The organism is Rhizobium sp. CB3090 (genome assembly GCF_029714285.1).
Classification (GTDB): domain Bacteria; phylum Pseudomonadota; class Alphaproteobacteria; order Rhizobiales; family Rhizobiaceae; genus Rhizobium.
In genome coordinates this window covers 378,631-396,605 of record NZ_CP121664.1, presented here as the reverse complement: position 1 = coordinate 396,605, position 17,975 = coordinate 378,631, and the positions used below count along the sequence as shown (strand labels likewise).

The 17,975-nt window shown below is 57.3% G+C and carries 20 protein-coding genes; 15 read left to right on the top strand and 5 right to left on the bottom strand.

The window, feature by feature from the left end; all coding sequences use genetic code 11:
• Position 1: 1 nt before the first annotated feature.
• From QA646_RS28695 to QA646_RS28675, 5 genes are all read left to right on the top strand, one after another.
• A complete protein-coding gene (locus QA646_RS28695) occupies positions 2 to 1,063 on the top strand; it encodes a maleylacetate reductase (RefSeq protein WP_283060683.1) in 1,062 nt (353 codons plus the stop codon).
• A gap of 96 nt (positions 1,064 to 1,159) precedes the next feature.
• Entirely contained in the window at positions 1,160 to 1,999 is an 840-nt protein-coding gene (locus QA646_RS28690; RefSeq protein ID WP_283060682.1) for a dioxygenase, read from the top strand.
• Between the two features lie 11 nt (positions 2,000 to 2,010).
• Positions 2,011 to 2,343 carry a hypothetical protein gene (locus tag QA646_RS28685; RefSeq protein WP_283060680.1) on the top strand — a complete coding sequence of 111 codons (333 nt, stop codon included), beginning with the start codon at positions 2,011 to 2,013 and terminating at the stop codon, positions 2,341 to 2,343.
• Positions 2,344 to 2,490: 147 nt separating this feature from the next.
• The gene (locus QA646_RS28680) at positions 2,491 to 3,147 is read left to right on the top strand and encodes a LysE family translocator (protein WP_283061035.1); all 657 of its coding nucleotides are present in this window, start codon (positions 2,491 to 2,493) and stop codon (positions 3,145 to 3,147) included.
• Positions 3,148 to 3,158: 11 nt separating this feature from the next.
• Complete coding sequence (locus QA646_RS28675) at positions 3,159 to 3,950, top strand: YggS family pyridoxal phosphate-dependent enzyme (RefSeq protein WP_283060679.1); 792 nt, start codon at positions 3,159 to 3,161, stop codon at positions 3,948 to 3,950.
• Between the two features lie 145 nt (positions 3,951 to 4,095).
• Here QA646_RS28675 and QA646_RS28670 read toward each other — a convergent pair whose 3' ends face one another.
• Complete coding sequence (locus tag QA646_RS28670) at positions 4,096 to 4,509, bottom strand: MarR family transcriptional regulator (protein WP_283061034.1); 414 nt, start codon at positions 4,507 to 4,509, stop codon at positions 4,096 to 4,098.
• 386 nt (positions 4,510 to 4,895) lie between these two features.
• Here QA646_RS28670 and QA646_RS28665 point away from each other — a divergent pair, with 386 nt between their 5' ends.
• From QA646_RS28665 to purU, 8 genes are all read left to right on the top strand, one after another.
• Positions 4,896 to 6,311 carry an aminomethyl transferase family protein gene (locus QA646_RS28665; RefSeq protein ID WP_283060677.1) on the top strand — a complete coding sequence of 472 codons (1,416 nt, stop codon included), beginning with the start codon at positions 4,896 to 4,898 and terminating at the stop codon, positions 6,309 to 6,311.
• A 107-nt stretch (positions 6,312 to 6,418) separates the two neighbouring features.
• Positions 6,419 to 7,291 (top strand): methylenetetrahydrofolate reductase, encoded by an 873-nt coding sequence (locus QA646_RS28660; protein ID WP_283060676.1) that lies wholly within the window; start codon positions 6,419 to 6,421, stop codon positions 7,289 to 7,291.
• A 240-nt stretch (positions 7,292 to 7,531) separates the two neighbouring features.
• The gene (locus tag QA646_RS28655) at positions 7,532 to 8,701 is read left to right on the top strand and encodes an ABC transporter substrate-binding protein (RefSeq protein WP_283060674.1); all 1,170 of its coding nucleotides are present in this window, start codon (positions 7,532 to 7,534) and stop codon (positions 8,699 to 8,701) included.
• A 65-nt stretch (positions 8,702 to 8,766) separates the two neighbouring features.
• A complete protein-coding gene (locus QA646_RS28650; protein WP_283060672.1) occupies positions 8,767 to 9,630 on the top strand; it encodes a branched-chain amino acid ABC transporter permease in 864 nt (287 codons plus the stop codon).
• Positions 9,627 to 10,616, top strand: coding sequence for a branched-chain amino acid ABC transporter permease (locus QA646_RS28645; RefSeq protein WP_283060671.1), 990 nt, complete (start codon positions 9,627 to 9,629; stop codon positions 10,614 to 10,616). Before QA646_RS28650 ends, QA646_RS28645 begins: the two co-directional genes overlap by 4 nt.
• Positions 10,616 to 11,365, top strand: coding sequence for an ABC transporter ATP-binding protein (locus tag QA646_RS28640; protein WP_283060670.1), 750 nt, complete (start codon positions 10,616 to 10,618; stop codon positions 11,363 to 11,365). The genes QA646_RS28645 and QA646_RS28640 overlap by 1 nt, the downstream gene beginning before the upstream one ends.
• On the top strand, positions 11,358 to 12,071 hold the full coding sequence (locus QA646_RS28635) for an ABC transporter ATP-binding protein (RefSeq protein WP_283060668.1): 714 nt from the start codon (positions 11,358 to 11,360) through the stop codon (positions 12,069 to 12,071). The genes QA646_RS28640 and QA646_RS28635 overlap by 8 nt, the downstream gene beginning before the upstream one ends.
• A gap of 93 nt (positions 12,072 to 12,164) precedes the next feature.
• On the top strand, positions 12,165 to 13,049 hold the full coding sequence (gene purU, locus QA646_RS28630; protein ID WP_283060666.1) for a formyltetrahydrofolate deformylase: 885 nt from the start codon (positions 12,165 to 12,167) through the stop codon (positions 13,047 to 13,049).
• Positions 13,050 to 13,193: 144 nt separating this feature from the next.
• Here purU and QA646_RS28625 read toward each other — a convergent pair whose 3' ends face one another.
• Positions 13,194 to 13,802: a DnaJ domain-containing protein gene (locus tag QA646_RS28625; RefSeq protein ID WP_283060664.1), complete on the bottom strand. Its 609-nt coding sequence runs from the start codon at positions 13,800 to 13,802 to the stop codon at positions 13,194 to 13,196.
• 284 nt (positions 13,803 to 14,086) lie between these two features.
• Here QA646_RS28625 and QA646_RS28620 point away from each other — a divergent pair, with 284 nt between their 5' ends.
• Together QA646_RS28620 and QA646_RS28615 are read left to right on the top strand one after the other, a co-directional pair.
• On the top strand, positions 14,087 to 14,341 hold the full coding sequence (locus tag QA646_RS28620) for a type II toxin-antitoxin system Phd/YefM family antitoxin (RefSeq protein WP_283060663.1): 255 nt from the start codon (positions 14,087 to 14,089) through the stop codon (positions 14,339 to 14,341).
• Entirely contained in the window at positions 14,338 to 14,760 is a 423-nt protein-coding gene (locus tag QA646_RS28615; protein ID WP_283060661.1) for a type II toxin-antitoxin system VapC family toxin, read from the top strand. The genes QA646_RS28620 and QA646_RS28615 overlap by 4 nt, the downstream gene beginning before the upstream one ends.
• A 367-nt stretch (positions 14,761 to 15,127) precedes the next feature.
• Here the strand turns inward: QA646_RS28615 and QA646_RS28610 are convergent, their stop codons facing one another.
• Genes QA646_RS28610 through QA646_RS28600 form a run of 3 tightly spaced genes read right to left on the bottom strand, consistent with a single transcriptional unit; the run spans position 15,128 to position 17,849 of the window.
• Entirely contained in the window at positions 15,128 to 16,717 is a 1,590-nt protein-coding gene (locus tag QA646_RS28610; RefSeq protein ID WP_283060660.1) for a class I tRNA ligase family protein, read from the bottom strand.
• Between the two features lies 1 nt (position 16,718).
• Complete coding sequence (locus QA646_RS28605; protein WP_283060659.1) at positions 16,719 to 17,048, bottom strand: cupin domain-containing protein; 330 nt, start codon at positions 17,046 to 17,048, stop codon at positions 16,719 to 16,721.
• Positions 17,049 to 17,069: 21 nt separating this feature from the next.
• The gene (locus QA646_RS28600; protein WP_283060657.1) at positions 17,070 to 17,849 is read right to left on the bottom strand and encodes a phytanoyl-CoA dioxygenase family protein; all 780 of its coding nucleotides are present in this window, start codon (positions 17,847 to 17,849) and stop codon (positions 17,070 to 17,072) included.
• Positions 17,850 to 17,975 lie beyond the last annotated feature (126 nt).

The following is a 17,975-nucleotide window of genomic DNA, read 5'->3' as shown; positions in this document are numbered from 1 at the left end:
GATGAGAGCGTTCTATGCCGGATTCGACCCCCTGCATCCGCCGGTCAGGATATGCCTCGGTGCCGGGCTTCGCCACGCAGTCGGCGAGGAATTACGGAGGCTCGGCCTCTCGCGGGCGCTGGTCCTGACGACACCCGAGCAAATATCGCTGGGCGAGATGTTGCTCGAGGCTCTGGGGCCGCTTGCCCACGCCCTTTTCAGCCGCGCCGCCATGCATACGCCCTTGGAGGTCACCGAGACAGCTCTTAGCGTCGCGGCTGGCGCCGACTGCCTTGTCGCGATCGGCGGTGGATCGACAATCGGGCTGGCCAAGGCGATCGCGCTACGTACGGATCTGCCACAGATCGTGCTGCCGACGACCTATGCCGGGTCCGAGGCGACACCGGTGCTGGGGCAGACCATAGCCGGAGTAAAGGAGACCCTCCGCTCGCTCAAGGTTCAGCCGGAGGTCGTTCTCTACGATCCCGAGCTGGTTGTGACATTGCCGGCCAAGCTGACGGTCACCAGTGGGCTCAATGCCATGGCGCATGCCGTGGAGGCGCTATACGCCCAGGATCGCAATCCGCTTTCGGATCAACTGGCACTCGCAGGTATCCGGATCTTCAAGGACGGCTTGCCGCGCGTGTTTGCCGAACCCGGCAACCTCATGACGCGTGAGGAAACGCAGTTCGGTTCGTGGCTTTGCGGCACGGTGTTGGCCCAGGTCGGGATGGCCTTGCACCACAAGCTTTGCCACACTCTGGGAGGTAGCTTCAACCTTCCGCATGCCGAAACGCATGCGATCATACTGCCACATTCGGCCGCCTACAACGCTGCAGCCGCTGCTTCGGCGTTGGCTCCGGTGGCAGAGATGTTCGATGGATCGATCGGCGGAGGATTATACGACTTTGCCGTAACGCTGGGTGCGCCGCTCGCACTGAAAGATATCGGACTTGCCGAAAACGATCTCGACAGGGCGGCCGATCTCGCCGTGGAGAGCCCCTATTGGAACCCGCGTCCGATCGAACGGGCAGGGATCCGGGAACTTCTGCAGCAGGCTTGGGAGGGGAGGCGTCCTGAGTAGTGCCTCTCGCATTGCATGGCCTTGCGACGGTCGGCGAGTTTCCGTCAATCGGAACCACACCGCCGATTGCAAACCTCAGAACAACGGAGGAACGAGATGACCCAGTATTTTACCGAAGAACGGTCGGCGGAAGCCGTCAATGGGTGCATGGGCGAGACCACCGACCCGCGTATCCGGGAGGTGATGGCGTGCCTCGTCAAGCACCTGCATGCCTTCGCCAAGGAAATTAACCTGACGCAGGCGGAATGGCAGGTCGGCATCGACTTCCTGACCAAGACCGGTCAGATTTGCAGCGGCGAACGGCAAGAGTTCATTCTGCTTTCCGATACGCTCGGCTTTTCCATGCTCGTCGATGCAATCAACAATCGCCGCCCACCCGGGGCGACCGAGAATACGGTCTTCGGGCCCTTTCATGTGGACGGCGCACCTATCCGATCGATGGGCGACACGATCAGTCTGGACGGCAAGGGGGAAAGCTGCCTCTATCAAGGGCGGGTTATCGACCTCGACGGCAGACCGGTCGAAGGTGCGCGGATCGACGTTTGGTCGGACAATGCCGACGGCTTTTACGATGTGCAGCAGCCGGAATTCCAGCCGAAGTGGAACAACCGCGGCATCTTCGCCACCGGCGCTGACGGGTCTTACAGCTTCATCGGCATCAAGCCGGTTTCCTATCCTATTCCTGATGACGGGCCGGTCGGGCAGATGCTCAATCGTCTCGGCCGCCACCCATATCGTCCTGCTCACATGCACTACCTGGTCACGGCAGCGGGCTTTCAGAAGCTCGTCACTCATACCTTTGTCGGCGATGATCCCTACCTCGGCTCCGACACTGTCTTTGGCGTCAAGACGTCGCTAATCGCACCGTTTGAGCCGGCAACAAACGGCCGAACTCAGTGGCAATCCACCTTCGATTTCGTGTTGACACCTGGTTGAGGAGAACAGACATGCCCAACTTAAAGATTTTCCTGGACGATAGTTTGCCTGACGAATGCCGAAGCGCTTTGCGTGAGGCGCTCTCGCCAATCCGCGACATGCTGTGCCGGCAGTTGAAGGTCGATAGATCCGCTTGCCAGTTCGCAATCCTGCCGGTCATCGCGATCAACGGTCAACCGCCAATCAATGTGGAATTGAGCATCCTTCCCAAGCCCGATCGGTCGCGAGAGGTCATTCTCGGTCTATGCGGAGAACTGCAGAGAATGGTGGCTGAGGTCAGTGGGACACATGTTGCAGTGCGTGCTTCCGCATTAGACCCGGAAACCTACGTTGCATTGAAATAGGCTCGTGGAAGCCTTCGCCATATCCGAACTGGCCCAGTTGGAATTCTGCTATCTGGACATCGTCAATCGTCCAGTTTGGCGATAATGGTGACAGACAAAGGCGCTTTCGCCATGACACTGAGGTTTTGACCCGTGGACATATCGCCTGTGCATTCCGTGATGATCGCCTATATGGCTTACGTCCTCGGTGCATCAAGCCCCGGCCCGAGCAACTTGGCGATCATGAATACGGCGATGAGAGGCGGCCGCGCGGCGGCGTTGGCGCTCGCTGCCGGGGTCGTTTCCATCTCATGGACGTGGGCCGTTCTGGCATCGACCGGGTTGGCGGCACTGCTGCTTGCCTATCCACAAGCATTGACGATCATTCAGTTCATCGGTGGGTGTTATCTCCTGTACCTAGCGGCCGGTGCCGCTCGGTCGGCCGTTACGGGTAAGGATCTGGGGAGCCCCACTGAAACGCCATCCTCGCGCGCGGATCTCGGGAAGCTTTATCGCCGAGGTGTCCTGATCCATGTAGCTAACCCCAAGGCGATCATGGCATGGGTCGCGACAATCTCACTGGGCCTTCAGCCGGGCGCACCCTCCTACATGCCTTTCGTCATTCTCTTCGGATGCGCCGTGCTGTCGGTTGCAATCTTCGGCGGATACGCGATCGTTTTTTCCTACCCGCCGATATCGAGATTCTACACAGGTGCGCAACGCTGGATCGACGGCGTTCTTGCCCTGTTTTTCGCGAGCGCTGGCCTCGCATTGCTTCGGGGTGCAGTCATCGAAGCTGCTGGCTACATGACGACCGGAGGGTAAAGGCCGGCACAATGAGTAGCAATCATGAGCCGCTTTCTGTTGAGGACGTCGAACGCTTCGGCCCCGATCCGCTCGCGACCATCTCCACCAATCTGGCGGCGGTCGAGGAGCGGATTGCCCGTGCGTGTGCCCGAAGCGGGCGCGATCGCGGCTCCGTGCGACTGCTCCCCATCACAAAGACGGTCCCGGCTCATATCTTGCGATATGCTTTCGAAGCCGGCATCCGCTCGTTCGGCGAAAACAAAATTCAGGAAGCGATGGCAAAGCGGGACGCGCTTGACGATCTGGCCATCGAGTGGACGATCGTAGGGCATCTACAAACCAACAAAGTCAAATACCTCACGACTTTTGCTCGCGAGTTCCATGCCCTTGACAGCCTCCGGCTGGCCGATCTTCTCAATAGACGACTTGAGCGTGAAGGCCGTTTTCTCGATGTCTATGTGCAGATCAACACTTCCGGGGAGGACAGCAAGTTTGGCCTCGAGCCGCACGCGCTCCTGCCCTTCCTGGACGCCCTCGAGCAGTTTTCTCGTCTCAGGCCCAAAGGTCTGATGACCCTGGCATTGTTCAGCTCCGAAATGGCCAGGGTGCGGCCATGCTTCGCTTTGCTACGGCGTCTTCGGGACGAGGCATCAAAATACCACCTCGGCATCGCCGGCCTTTCCATGGGCATGACCGGCGACTTCGAGGAGGCAATCGGAGAAGGTGCGACCATCATTCGCGTCGGCCAGGCGATTTTCGGAAAGCGGCCGACGCCGGAGGGCCATTATTGGCCGGGTCTTGCGAGCGCCGCCCAGCAATAGACTGATCAACTTGAACATCCTTCACCTGGCGGCCTCGCTGTAGGCCTTGCCGCATTCGACCTGAGCGTCACCGGCTTTGGCAATAGCCTCCAGATCCGCGGGTAGCCACCAAGATTTAGTATGGAAACCAGACTAAATGGTTCGACTAGTCCTGCGCTTCGCCATGCTCCTGACCATCGACGTATTTCCCGAGAGCCTCGATCAACAGATCGACCAGCGCCGGGCCCAATTGTTGCCGCATCTCCTTTTCCGCTACTTCGAGGCTCTGATGAAAGGCCTCGAGCCATTCCATGCCGGTTTCCGTAAAGCAGACGAGCTTGGCCCGGCCATCGGTCGGATCCCGTCGCTTCTCGATAAGTCCAGTTTGTTCGACCTGGTCGACCAGCTCGCTCATCGACTGCTTTGTGAGCGAGGCTCGTCTTGCAAGTTCAGTGAGGCGAGTGCCATCCTCGTCGAGATTTCTCGTGAGGTTGATGTGGGCAGCGGTAAGTTCGTTGTGCCCGTTTTCCCTTAGATGATCGACGATGCGGCTCTCAAAGAGCCTGACCGCTTCATTCATGCGGCGACCGATATTGTTGCGCCGCCATGCGTTCCGTAAAATCATGTTCTCTTCCTAGCCCGCGCCCGCCCTTAGCAAAAGGCGATTTCGCGGAACGATAAGGGGATGTCGCCACATTTTTCCAGTCCTCCGTCAAACTTGTTGACAGCCGTCAAAACACGATTATATGGTCAGGTATCCGAACTAAAGTGTGTTGGCAAGATAGCACCTTCGGCGGAGGAGGAATCGGGCGGCGTTTGGCTAAAACCTACAGCAACAGAGTGTACGAGTCATGGCGTTAGCGCGCTGTCGGCGGTGTGGAGTGCCGAGTGACGGTCGTGCCGAAGAACGTTCGGCAGATTTGTTGTTACGGAAGTTTTTAACGGGCGGGGGAGGAAACTCGCATCATGGTGAAGGCGAATGGCGGCAAATCGCTGCAGAATCTTGTCGACGAAAAGTCTGATCTCGTCGATTATTTCCATAACGACACTCTTGCGCCCCACTATAGGGCTCGCACCGGCCTGACTGCTGCGTTCATCCCTCCGGAGTTCACCAACTGGCGTGATGAGCAGCGGGCTTGGCGTGAAACCGCCATTCTGTTCGATCAGTCGCATCACATGCCGGAATTGATGCTCAAGGGGCCGGACGCGCTAAAGCTGCTCGAGCGGGTCGGTATCAACAGCCTGGCCAATTTCACGACCGATCGGGCAAAGCAGTTCGTCGCTTGCACGCCTCGCGGTCACGTGATCGGCGATTGCGTCGTTTACCGTCTGGGGGAAGAAACCTTCGAGCTCATCAGCGGCATGCCCGTCTTGAATTGGGTTCAGTACAATGCTGAACGCGGCAACTACAATGTCACGATCGAGCGCGACGATCCGACCCCCTACAACCCGAAGGGCAAAAGGTGGTTTTACCGCTTTCAGCTCGAAGGACCCAGCGCCGGCCAGATTTTCCACGACGTGGTCGAGGGCGGTGCGCCGGAAATCGCGTTCTTTCGCACGGCAAAGGTCAAAATAGCCGGTTGCGACGTTCTCGTTCTTCGGCACGGGATGGCAGGTCATCTAGGCGCCGAGCTGTCTGGTCCCTACGAGGACATGGACAAGGTCCGGTCGGCTTTTCTTGCTGCGGGCGAGAAGTACGGTCTCAAGCAGGGCGGCACGAAGACCTATTTCAGCACCATCTTCGAATTCGGCTGGATGCCTTACCCCCTGCCGGGAATCTATACCGGGGAGGAGTTGCGGGATTACCGAGAATGGCTCTCGGGGAACGGCTGGGAGGCGAATGCGCAGCTGGGCGGCAGCTTCCTCTCCGGCAACATCGAGGACTATTATGTCACGCCCTGGGATCTCGGCTACGGCCACATCCTGAAGTTCGACCATAATTTCATCGGACGCGAAGCCTTGGAGCGTTTCCCGGCCGAGAAGCGCCGAAACAAGGTCACGCTCGTCTGGAATCCAGACGATATCTCGGCAATCTTCGCCTCGCAGTTTGGCGAAGGTCCTCGCTACAAGGCGCTTGATTTTCCGGTTGCCTATTATGGCTGGCCGCAGTTCGATGAAGTGCGCGGTGCGGATGGCCAGCTCGTCGGTCATTCGTGCCACTGCGGATACAGCAACAACGAGGGGGCGATGCTTTCTCTTGCGATGCTCGATGCGCAAAGCACCACGCCTGGAACCGAGGTGGTGCTGCTTTGGGGGGAGCCCGGCGGCGGATCGCGAAAACCGCACGTCGAACGACACGCGCAATTTCAGGTGCGGGCGACTGTCGCGCCGGTTCCCTATGCCAGTTTCGTTCAAAAGCTGAAACGGGCGGCGATCGCTTAAGGCGGTTTTCACAAAGCGAGGTGAGCTGGTCTGCCCAGCCTCACCTTCGTATCCAAACCTCATGCAACGGCGAGTCCCGTCTACCGGCTGGTGAACGGGCAGGGGTCATGTCGATGACGTCAAATGCAGTGTCGTGCCAAGGCAGGAATATCGATGTCCTCGATCGATTTTCACTCGAGGTCACCACAAAAGATGCCGCGCAGCTCGGGAGCATGGCGCGCGAAATCCCGACGGGGACGATCGTGTACCTGCCGTTTCTGGCGACCGAGCAGCACTCTGCTCGCATTGCTGCTGCGAAATCGATACGCGACGCCGGATACGAACCCATGCCGCATATCGCCGCCCGGCGATTGGGGTCCGAGGCCGAGTTGCACAATCTGATGGCGGGCTGGTCGGAGCACGGGCGGGTCACGAGGGTTCTCGTTCTTGCGGGCGACGCCGATCCACCCAAGGGGCCTTACCATGACAGCGCTTCGATCCTTCGAAGCCGGGTCCTGCAACGGTTTGGCATCAAGCACGTATCGGTCGCCGGTCACCCGGAGGGTCACCGCCTCCAAGACAGCCGCATGCTGGATGCCGCACTGGCGGAAAAGCGCGCAATCCTGGAAAAGGCACGGCTCGAGTGGTCTATTACTACCCAGTTCAGCTTTTCCTGCGAACCGATTCTAACTTGGATTTCGAAAATTCGCCGCGGCGGTATCGACGTCCCGATCCAGGTGGGGATCCCGGGCCCGGCCAGCGTGAAGACGCTTTTGCGGTTCGCCGCCCTCTGCGGTGTTTCGGCTTCGACGACGGTCTTGCGGAAATACGGCGTTTCTCTCACCCAACTTCTGACGAGCGCCGGGCCGGACGGTCTGGTCGACGAGTATGCCGAAGCATTGGCTAGTCCCGGTTACGGCGACGTGCGGCTTCATCTTTATCCGTTCGGGGGGATAGCGAAGACGGCGAACTGGATCCTGCGCTACCGCAACGGCGGTTAAGTCCAAGATCCTCTCTTTTGGTCAGGATGTATGACCATATTTGAATGTCCCTGAGAGGATGCAGCGCTTCTCGTCGGGGCGCATCACTCGGAGGCTTTGTGTCGCAACGACTGAGACCTACTGGTCGGCGGCGATTGACAAATAGTACGGATTCCGTACTAACATCTTGTTGGAGGAGATCCTTGGCGCATCGCGCGCCAAGATGCGTGCCGGCCGCTTTGCCGGTGGGGAGGAGCAACGATGAAGTTCATCAAATGGACGCTTTTTGCGGCGCTGACCGCCGCAACCGGTGTGTGGAGCAATGCCGCGTTCGCCGACACGATCAAAGTGGGCGTGATCGCGACCTTTTCGGGTCCGAATGCGATCTGGGGAAAGCAGTTTCGGGAAGCTATCGATGTTTACGTGGCAGAACACGGGGACGAAATTGCGGGCCACAAGGTGGAGTTCATCTACAAGGACGTTGGCGGCCCGAACGCCGATGCAAGCAAGGCCGCGGCCCAAGAGCTTCTGGTCCGCGACGGCGTCAAATATCTCGCTGGCTTTGATTTCACGCCCAACGCGATCGCAGTCGCGCCGCTGATCAAGCAGGCGAAGGTGCCTGCCGTGATCTTCAACGCCGGCACATCCTCGATCAACAAGCAGTCGGAATACTTCCTACGAACGAGCTTCACTTTGTGGCAGATCTCGCAGCCGGAAGGTGAATGGGCGGCCAAGAACGGTGCCAAGAAGGTCGTAACCGCTGTTTCCGACTATAACCCCGGCATTGATGCCGAGACCGCCTTCTCCAAGGCGTTTGAGAAGAACGGCGGGAAGATCGTCGAGCACATCAGGATGCCGCTGCAGACAACGGATTTTGCGCCATTCATGCAGCGGATCAAGGATTCCGGCGCCGATGCGGTCTTCACGTTCCTGCCGGCAGGACCCGCGACCTTCGCATTCACAAAGGCGTACAACGAAAATGGGCTCAAGGCCGCAGGGATCGCCTTCTATGGGACTGGCGAAACCGATGAAACGACAATCGACGCCCTCGGCGATCAGGCGATCGGGTTGGTGACATCCTATCATTACTCCGACGCCCACGACTCTCCCCTCAATAAAAGCTTCATTGCAAAACTGAATGAACTCCATCCGGGTTCGCGCGCCAACATGGCATCCGTCGGCGCATATGACGGGGTCCATCTGATCTATAAAATGATCGAGGCCGCCGGTTCTGACGGGGCAAAGGCGCTTGAAGCCGCAAAGGGAATGCAGTGGGAAAGTCCCAGGGGACCGGTCAAGATCGATCCGGCCTCGCGGCACGTGGTGCAGAACGTCTATCTCAGACGCGTCGAACGCGCACCGGACGGTCATTTGGTGAACCGTGAGTTCGAAACGATCCCGAATGTGCCGGATCTCGGATTCGATCAATGATGTGATTGGCGTGGAGGCGGTGCCACCACGCCAAGGCCGCTCCTGTTTTGTCGAAGGCTTCGTGAATGTCGGTCCTATTGAGCATCCTCGTCGACGGCGTGTCATATGGAATGATCCTGTTCATGATTTCCGTCGGTCTTTCGATTACGATGGGCCTGATGCGTGTCATCAATCTGGCACATGGCGGATTTGCGCTGATGGGCGGTGCGCTCGCGCATGTGCTGACGATGTCATTTGGAATGTCTTTCCTCTCAGCTTCGATGGCTGCGGTGCTCGTTGTCGTAATCATCGCCCCGCCGATGGAGCGGGTGCTTTATCGCCATATCTACGGATTTGACGAGTTGGGGCAGGTGCTGGCAACCGTCGGGATCGTCTTCCTGATAATTGCCACCGTAAACGTGTTCCTTGGCTCGACGATTCTTCCGATCCGCAGCCCCGACCTGTTCGCCGCACCTGTTGACCTCGGTTTCAGAACTCTCCCATTCCATCGTGTCGTCGTCATTGCCGCCGGCATCTTCGTCCTGGCGGGTCTCTGGCTGCTGATTGAAAAAACCCGGTTCGGCATTTACCTTCGCGCAGCCGTCGACAACAAGAACGCCGCAGGCTCGCTCGGGATCAATACCTCGCGAATTTATCTGATCGCTTTCGGTCTCGGTGCCGGCCTTGCCGCGCTGGGCGGCATCTTGGGTGCGGAATTACTGCCGATCGAAGCTTACTACCCGCTGCGCTACATGGTCCTGTTTCTCATCGTCGTAGCGGTGGGCGGCCTTGGAAGCGTGCTTGGATCCTTTTGCGCCGCTCTTGGGCTCGGCGTCCTGGATACGTTCGGCCGCTACATGCTGCCCGATGTCGGCACCATATTCTTCTTTCTCGCGATTATCGCAGTGCTTGCTCTGCGCCCTAACGGCCTGATGGGGAGGGCCCAATGACCGAGCTAGCACGCCGACCTTCCGCCCTTATTCGTGCGTTTTCCGTCGGTTCGATCTGGCCGATGGTCATCGTCGTTCTCGCAGCCTGTGCAGCCTTCTTCTTGTTTCCCTATGATCTCGCGCTGTTGACGCGCATCGTGATCATGATGGTGTTCGTCCTGTCGTTCGATCTCGTCCTCGGATATGCGGGCGTTGCGACCCTGGGGCACGCGGCGATGTACGGATGCGGCGCATATGCCGCCGGCCTCGTCGCATTGCATATCTCTTCCGATCCGCTGGTTGGGCTTCTCGTCGGCGCTTTGGCCGGCGCGCTGATCGCCTGGTTGTCGGGTCTTGTTCTCATGCGCACCAATGGCATGACCCTCCTGATGATCTCGATCGCAGTTGCCATGGTTCTTCAGGAGGCCGCCTCGAAGGCTCGGTGGCTGACAGGCGGCGCAGATGGCTTGGCGGGGATAACCGTTTCTCCGATCTTCGGGCGGTTCGAGTTCGATTTCGTCGGCCAGGTCGCCTTCATCTACAGCGTCTGTATTTTGTTTGGCGTCTTGCTGTTTTGTCGCCTCGTTGTCGGCTCCCCATTCGGGCTTGCGCTTCGGGGAATAAAGGGGAGCTCAAGCCGGATGCGCGCAATGGGCACACCTGTCTATCGCCGCAAGGTCACGGTCTATGTCTTGGCAGGCGCGATCGCAGGAATGGCTGGGGCGCTTGCGGCTCAGGTTACAGGACTTGTTGGTATCGAGGTATTCAATTTCTCTCTTTCCGCCGACGTCATGGTGATGTTGATCCTCGGCGGCGCCGGGCGGCTTTACGGCGCGATCATCGGCACCTTGATATTCATGGTCGTCCATCACGTGGCAGCCAGCATTGATCCGTTCAATTGGTTGTTCGTCATCGGTGCGATGCTCCTGATCGTGGTGTTCGCGCTACCACAGGGACTAATTTCGCTGCCTGACCGCCTCATCCGCACCTTCGGGAGGAGGGACTGATGACGCAAGGATTGGCAATCAGCGGCTTGTGCAAAAGTTTCGGCGGGCTGCAGGTGGCCCGCGACGTTACGGTCACTTTGCCGCCCGGGTCGAGGACGGCGCTCATTGGTCCCAACGGCGCCGGCAAGACAACTTTCGCAAATCTGATAACCGGCGTTCTCCAGCCCAGCTCGGGGTCGATCTTGCTCGACGGTCATGACATTGCCGGAATGTCCGAGGCGGCGCGCGTGCGCGCCGGCATCGCCAAGACCTTTCAAATTACCAATCTCTTCAAGGATCTAACCGTCCGGGAAAATCTGCGCTTGCCCATGCTCGAACGGGAGCGGCTGACGTCCAGGATTTTCTGCAGCGCGGATCGCAGACAGGAGATCGAGGCAGAGATCTGTGAGCTTCTGATCGATTTCAGGCTGACGCCGCTGGCTGACCGCCAGGTGCGAAGCCTGGCTTACGGACAACAGCGGCTTGTCGAACTGGCGCTGACATTGGCCCTCAAACCGAAGATACTCATCCTTGATGAACCGGCTGCGGGCGTTCCCTCCACGGAAAGCCATCTGATCGTCGAAGCTATCAAGCGTCTGCCGCCGGACCTCTCCGTGCTAATCATCGAGCACGACATGCAACTGGTTTTCGAGGTTGCCAATCGAATCATCGTGCTTGTGAACGGAGCCGTTTTGATGGAAGGAAGGCCGGAAGAGGTGACGGCGGATCGACGTGTCCAGGAGCTGTATCTGGGTGGCGCCCATGCGTGATCCTTTCCTGGAATTGAGGGGCGTGGTCGCCGGGTATGGCGAGACCCACATCATCCGCGATATGTCGCTTTGCGTCTCCAAGGGCGAGCGCCTCGCGATCATCGGACGAAACGGCGTTGGAAAGACCACGACGCTTTCGACGATCATGGGTCAGACGCGCCAACATGCCGGGACCGTACATTTCAAAGGTCAGGTGCTAAACGCTCTACCGGCTCACGCAAGGGCCGGATTGGGCATCGGCATCGTTCCGCAGACACGCGACATTTTTCCTTCGCTTTCGGTCGAGGAAAACCTGATTGCCGGGCTCCGCAACGGCGCAAGCCTGAAGGAGGCCTATGACCTTTTTCCCCGGTTGAAGGAGCGCCGACACAATGGCGGGCGGCAATTGTCCGGCGGCGAGCAGCAGATGCTGTCGATCGCTCGGGCACTGCTTGGCAGGCCCGAGATAATTCTGCTTGACGAGCCGCTCGAGGGATTGGCGCCGGTCATTTGCGAAATGCTGATGGCGGTTTTCCGAGAACTTTCCGCGCGCGGTCATACGATCGTGCTGGTCGAACAGCACATTTCCCTTGCTCTAACCTTTGCCGAGCGTGTCGTCGTTCTCGACCAGGGAAAGATCGTCCTCGATGAACAATCTGCCGAGCTTGCCTCCGACAAGACTATGCTCGAGCGTCACCTGGGATTGCCTGCTGTTGGATCTTCGTAGCCGGCGTCGAACCGGCGCGACGCTGCTCTGTCTCTTCCTGCCCTTCGGGGCTTCGTCTTTGCAAAGCCGAACCTTCATCTCAACTGGTGAAACATGAAAAATTATACGCTGACGGTAACCTGCAAGTCGACGCGCGGCGTCGTGGCGGCGATTTCGACCTATCTCGCCGAAAAGGGTTGCAACATTATCGACAGTTCGCAGTTCGACGACCTCGATAGCGGTAAGTTTTTCATGCGCGTCAGCTTCATTTCCGAAGAGGGCGCCACCCTTGCGGAGATCAAGGAAGGCTTCAAGCCGATCTACGAGAGGTTCGGCATGGATGCGGAAGTGCATGACGGCAGCGAGCGCCTGAAGGTGCTCTTGATGGTGTCGCGCTTCGGCCATTGCCTCAACGACCTGCTGTACCGCTGGAAGATCGGCGCGCTGCCGATCGACATCGTCGGCGTCGTCTCCAACCATTTCGACTACCAGAAGGTGGTCGTCAACCACGACATCCCCTTCCACCACATCAAGGTGACGAAGGACAACAAGCCGCAGGCCGAAGCGCAACTGCTGGACCTCGTCGAGCAGACAGGCACCGAACTGATCGTGCTGGCCCGCTACATGCAGGTGCTGTCGGACGCCATGTGCAAGAAGATGTCGGGCAAGATCATCAACATCCACCATTCCTTCCTGCCGAGCTTCAAAGGCGCCAACCCGTACAAGCAGGCCTATGAGCGCGGCGTCAAGCTGATCGGGGCGACGGCACATTACGTCACCGGCGATCTCGACGAAGGTCCGATCATCGAGCAGGACACGGTCCGCATCACGCATGCGCAGTCGGCCGAGGATTATGTCTCGATCGGCCGCGATGTCGAAAGCCAGGTGCTGGCCCGCGCCATCCATGCGCATATCCACTTCCGCACCTTCCTCGACGCCAACCGCACCGTCGTCTTCCCCGCCAGCCCCGGAAGCCACGCCTCCGAACGCATGGGCTGATGTGCCATTCCGGCATTCCCGACCGAGGGGCAAGTTCCATAAATAGCTGTTATGCCCCGAAGTCGGCCTTTTCAAGTACTTAAACCGTCTGAGTTAGGCGTTGCCGGTTCATATCCCCTCAAGGCGCTCCAGTGGGTATCGCACCTAACAGAAGCCATTGAGCTTCAGGATTCTATGGGCGTCAATCGTCGCCCGAAGTGCCTCCTCCGATGTGCGGTCTCCATCGTTTGCGTCGGGATGGTGCATCTTGAGCCTCTGCTTGTAACGGCTTCTAATTTCATCCGGCGTTGCGCTCGGTGAAAGACCGAGAGTTTCGAATGCTTGTGCTTCCAGCACCTTAAGTTTGCGGGATTGAACGACCGCTTTCGCCGCTTGCCTTTGTATAGCGTTTTTTCTTGCATTGATCGTTTTCGCGGTCCCGGAGCGAATTGAGGAGGGGAGGGGCGTTTCAGAAGAGTGATTGACTCTAACGCCCCAGCTAGGACGGCTGCCACTTGCCGCTTCTCTCTGGTAGCGGGCGGTGACAGGGTTCGACAGTTTCGTCACATAATTGTAGCCCTCGCTGTACTCTTTTGCGTGGCTACGGCAAAACAGCAAATACAGCCCCTCAGCATCTGCTCCTACGGGAGCGCGATGCATGCCTTGGTTGTCGCACCCGTCCCATTGGCATCTCGGGCCACTTGTTTCGCGATGTTCAGCCGGTTTCTTCCGCGTCGGTCTTAGGCCGACAAAAATCTTTGAATCAGACGTCATAGCGTCTTATACGCCCCTACTGCCGGACACGACAAGATTGCTCGACGCAAACGCCGATCCTTTGACTTTCATTTGAGTTAACGGGGCAGCATCCCGAACTACGACAACCTTATGTTCCCAATCCGACGCCGAGACAAGTGAAAGCGGAAATGATCACACACTCCCAGGCAGACTGGGGCATTTAAAATCTGGGCCGGTCGGTTCAAACTAAGTGGTTCAAGGCGGGCATTGCCTCGCAGCAAACAATATCCTATATGTAGGCATGTTCCTACATGGAGGCTGCTATGGGCATCACGAGTTTATCTAGCCGGGAGTTGAATCACGACGTGAGTAGGGCAAAGAAGGCTGCCAATAAAGGGCCCGTGGTTATCACGGATCGCGGGAAGCCGTCCCATGTGTTGATGACCTACAGCGAGTTCGAGCGCTTGACCGGCAAGCGCCGCAATCTTGTCGATGCTCTTTCAATGCCCGGTTTGTCAGCCATCGATTTCGATCCACCCCGAGCCGAAATTGCACCTCGCGGAGTCGATCTGTCTTGAAGTATCTGCTGGATACAAACGTCGTCTCCGAGCTGCGTAAAGTCGGAGACGGTAAAGCTGATCCGAATGTGACGAAGTGGGTCGGTGCTCAAAACTCCAACGACCTATTCATTTCCGCGATTACGATTTTGGAACTTGAGCGCGGGATATTAAGCATCCAGCGACGAGACGTTTCCCAAGGTTCTCGCCTGCGGGCATGGATGGACAGCCGTGTCCGCCCTGAGTTCGCAGAGCGAGTTCTGTCAATAGATGACGCGATAGCAACGCGTTGTGCCCACTTACATATCCCAGATCGCCGCAACGAAGCCGATGCCTTGATAGCGGCGACCGCGCTGGCTCACGGTTTAACTGTGGTCACACGGAATGTTCAAGATTTCGATGGTACCGGCGTGGTCGTCGTCGATCCATGGTGCGAATGACATCAGGCGCGTGGATACTCGCGAGCTGATGTCTTTTTCGGTGTCATCGCTGAGATTGCCAATTTTCCGATGCCACGCTATTGCGGCTAAAAGGTAGCAAATGAGAAGTTTAGTCGCCACCTTGGGCTATGGAACGATGACAAATCGATCTCGTTAACAAAGCACTCATCGCACGAGCACGTTCCCAACCCGATCGCGCCGCGGCGCCAGATCCGGTCCAAAGAGGGTACGGTGATCGAGGAATTGCCGGAGGATCGGCCGAACGCTGCATAAGAAGGTTACCTAATGCCCCGTGCGCGGCGCGCAGTTGAATACTCGACTCTGTCAAAACGCCGTGCAGATCTCGCTGCGATAGACAGGATCAAAGTCACGCCTCCGGCTGTGGTTGCCTGAATCGTTTTTCGTAAGCTGCAATAAAGGCGGCGGGAACCGGGTGTGCAAATCGGGCAAAATCAATCGGTTTCCGTGAGCCTGAACTTGGCTGGATAGGGTCGTCATAGAACCCGGGTCGCCATCCGGTTCCGAAAAAGCAAGCACCATAGCGAGCCGCAAGTGTAGGCGTCACAGGATAAAGAAGGCTCAGGAATACCGAAATTTCCGTTGCGCTGACCAAGGTACCTGTCCTTGAAAAACTCGCAGCGTCGAAAAAAGCGTTTAAAGCATTTAGAGCATCCCAAACGCGCGTGTCCTCCATGGCTTCGCAATACCGTTTAGCATTATGGTTCTGCTCGCGCGTGAGTTTGTCGACCCCCAACGTCTCGTTATATCCAGCGTGTCGGCGCAAAGCCGTTTCGAAAGCATCAATGCGCACCGCCGCCTGAACCAGCCCCTCGATCAGAAAATTGTTGTCGTTTCTGCCAAATGGCTTTGCAATGCTGGCTAGGTAGTAGCGCAGCACGTTCGTATCGATGTCTGCAACCACCTCGTCAGCCCACAAAGCATGGTCGCGGCCAGTCGAAAATTTTGCGCTTTCGAGTTTATAAAAGTCCTGGATCGCATGATTGTCTGGAATTGCGTAACCACGCGCGAACAAACCAGCAGTGACGCCGATCGTATAATAAAATCGGTTATCCTGACCCATGAAAAATACGAGTTTCGTATCCGGCTCACGCATAATGCCGTCAAGATCTGCACCATTTTGCTTGCAGATGCGTTCGATTCCAGTCTCGTAGCACCACAATCCTTCAAACCACGTCAGTAGAGTTTGACCTGCCACATCTGGCGGGGAGCTCAAAGTCACACCACGATCGAAATGCCGCGACATTGGCAATGACCGCAATTTTGTCCGTAACCAGTCGTGTTCTTTGCATTTTATGGTCTCCGGCCATCTGCTGGTCTCAATGGCGTCATCAAGCGCTGGAGCAAATTTCTTGAGGTTAAAATGCACCTGGCGGATCGGGCGCAAAATAAGGCTGCAGCCGCATGCGGTGTGGATAGGATTGTGTAGTAGATTGTGCTGCAGCGCGAGGCCACAAACTTCGCAAAGGTTACTATCTGTTTCCGCATTGCAAGCCGGGCACCGTCCGATCGCAAGTGAGTCTGCTGCGAACTCTCCGCACGTCTCGCAATACAACTGCTCTCCGTCCCGCAGCTCGATGTTACCTGAGGCTCTTAGTTGATCGTAAATCGCGAGACTCCGCTCTTTGTGATCTTCGCTGGAAGTCCTGACAAATACGTCCGGCTCAATATCCACTACCCGCAGACAATGCAGGATTTCGTCAATGTGCATTTGTGCAACGTCATCAACCGGCCTGCCAAGCTTGCGGGCTTTCAACAGCGTGTAAGTGCCATGTTCATCCGCACCTGTTACGTGGTAGGCAGTATTGCCTACCATACGCTGGTAGCGTACGAACACGTCTGTCAGCAGGTACACCCCTCCAATATGCCCAAGATGCAGCTTTCCGTTCGGGCATGGGGGCGCAGAGCAGGCAAAATAAGTTTGTTGCTTTGCGCTCAAGTCAATCCCACCATATCGAAAGGAACTTTAGACTGGTTTCAGGGTCGCTGTTTTTGATAGCGTGCCTTTGGTGTGGCCCTATGTAGAGCAGCGTGTTCCCACTGACCTCCGTGGTTTCGCCGTCGGCCTCGAACACGCCACTGCCCGAGATCAACACCCAAAGTTCATGCTCTGGGTGCGAATGAAGATCGACTGCACCGTTCGCCACCACCTCCACAATCGATGTGCCGAAGCCCGTTGCGACCGTCTGCGGCAGATGTTCAAGCAATCGGCAGACCAGAACGCCATACTCCGGGCGCATGATTGAGCCGTCGATCTGTTTCGTATACATGTCTGCCTCTCATCCGGTGCTTCACTCGCGATAGAAAATGCCGTTCGGGGGCTTGAGTTCGTCGATGTCGGAGACCTTGCCCTCGGGAGGGTTGTAGGCGCGTTTGAGTTTGTTGTACTCGGCCCGCGTTGGCCCTCCGGTGGAGGCGCGCTGGAACACCAGGTAAATTACCCTTCGCGAATTTTCACTTTTATTAGGTTTTGAATAATGAGGCGCATAATCGTCAAAGATGAAAATGTCGCCGGCCTTCCATGATACCGGCTCCCAGGCGAACGTTTCCGCGATGTCGGGGTAAATCACGCCGCCGGCATCCATCGGGAATACACCCTTCTTATGATTTGCAGGGCTGAAGAAAAGGCCTCCGTTGTCCGGGCCGGAATCGTCGATGCCGATTGCAACAATCGCATGCACCATCCGGTCCGGCAGCTTATGTGGGACATGGTAGATGTCCTGATGCGGGCGATAGCCGCCACTGTCGGGATATTTGAAGATCAACAGCTCTTTGAGCATCCGGGCATCTTCCTCCAGCAAGGACTCGACGATGGACTTGATCCGGTGATCAGCCAGCATCAGATCACGCAGAGGGGCATTAAATTCAAGGAAGTTCTCGACCTTGGAAATTATCTTTCTGTTGTCCGTCGTTTTCTCGAACCACATCAACCATTTGTCGTCACTTATGTCCCAGCGCGAAATATCTTCGACGAGAGTTGAGAGACGTTCACGATTTTCCTGGTCGAAAAATTCCTCTAACTTGACGTATCCAGTTTTATGCCATGTTGCTTTTTGTGCTGCAGTTAACATGGGTAAGTCTCCTCATCAGAATTGATCTGCCTGACAAAGCTGCACCGGTCGGGCCAGGCAGTTTGCAGGATCATGGAAATGTCGCCCGTTTATCCTTGTGCACGTTGCTGTTCGGCGAGCTGCATT

Excerpts from the sequence above, each read along its gene's own strand:
- QA646_RS28640 (WP_283060670.1), top strand. The coding sequence starts at position 10,616 with ATGACGCAAGGATTGGCAATCAGCGGCTTGTGCAAAAGTTTCGGCGGG.
- QA646_RS28605 (WP_283060659.1), bottom strand. The coding sequence starts at position 17,048 with ATGTATACGAAACAGATCGACGGCTCAATCATGCGCCCGGAGTATGGC.
- QA646_RS28625 (WP_283060664.1), bottom strand. The coding sequence starts at position 13,802 with ATGACGTCTGATTCAAAGATTTTTGTCGGCCTAAGACCGACGCGGAAG.
- QA646_RS28660 (WP_283060676.1), top strand. The coding sequence starts at position 6,419 with ATGTCGATGACGTCAAATGCAGTGTCGTGCCAAGGCAGGAATATCGAT.
- QA646_RS28655 (WP_283060674.1), top strand. The coding sequence starts at position 7,532 with ATGAAGTTCATCAAATGGACGCTTTTTGCGGCGCTGACCGCCGCAACC.
- QA646_RS28600 (WP_283060657.1), bottom strand. The coding sequence starts at position 17,849 with ATGTTAACTGCAGCACAAAAAGCAACATGGCATAAAACTGGATACGTC.
- purU (WP_283060666.1), top strand. The coding sequence starts at position 12,165 with ATGAAAAATTATACGCTGACGGTAACCTGCAAGTCGACGCGCGGCGTC.
- QA646_RS28645 (WP_283060671.1), top strand. The coding sequence starts at position 9,627 with ATGACCGAGCTAGCACGCCGACCTTCCGCCCTTATTCGTGCGTTTTCC.
- QA646_RS28620 (WP_283060663.1), top strand. The coding sequence starts at position 14,087 with ATGGGCATCACGAGTTTATCTAGCCGGGAGTTGAATCACGACGTGAGT.
- QA646_RS28690 (WP_283060682.1), top strand. The coding sequence starts at position 1,160 with ATGACCCAGTATTTTACCGAAGAACGGTCGGCGGAAGCCGTCAATGGG.
- QA646_RS28650 (WP_283060672.1), top strand. The coding sequence starts at position 8,767 with ATGTCGGTCCTATTGAGCATCCTCGTCGACGGCGTGTCATATGGAATG.
- QA646_RS28635 (WP_283060668.1), top strand. The coding sequence starts at position 11,358 with ATGCGTGATCCTTTCCTGGAATTGAGGGGCGTGGTCGCCGGGTATGGC.
- QA646_RS28670 (WP_283061034.1), bottom strand. The coding sequence starts at position 4,509 with ATGAATGAAGCGGTCAGGCTCTTTGAGAGCCGCATCGTCGATCATCTA.
- QA646_RS28695 (WP_283060683.1), top strand. The coding sequence starts at position 2 with ATGAGAGCGTTCTATGCCGGATTCGACCCCCTGCATCCGCCGGTCAGG.
- QA646_RS28685 (WP_283060680.1), top strand. The coding sequence starts at position 2,011 with ATGCCCAACTTAAAGATTTTCCTGGACGATAGTTTGCCTGACGAATGC.
- QA646_RS28665 (WP_283060677.1), top strand. The coding sequence starts at position 4,896 with ATGGTGAAGGCGAATGGCGGCAAATCGCTGCAGAATCTTGTCGACGAA.
- QA646_RS28675 (WP_283060679.1), top strand. The coding sequence starts at position 3,159 with ATGAGTAGCAATCATGAGCCGCTTTCTGTTGAGGACGTCGAACGCTTC.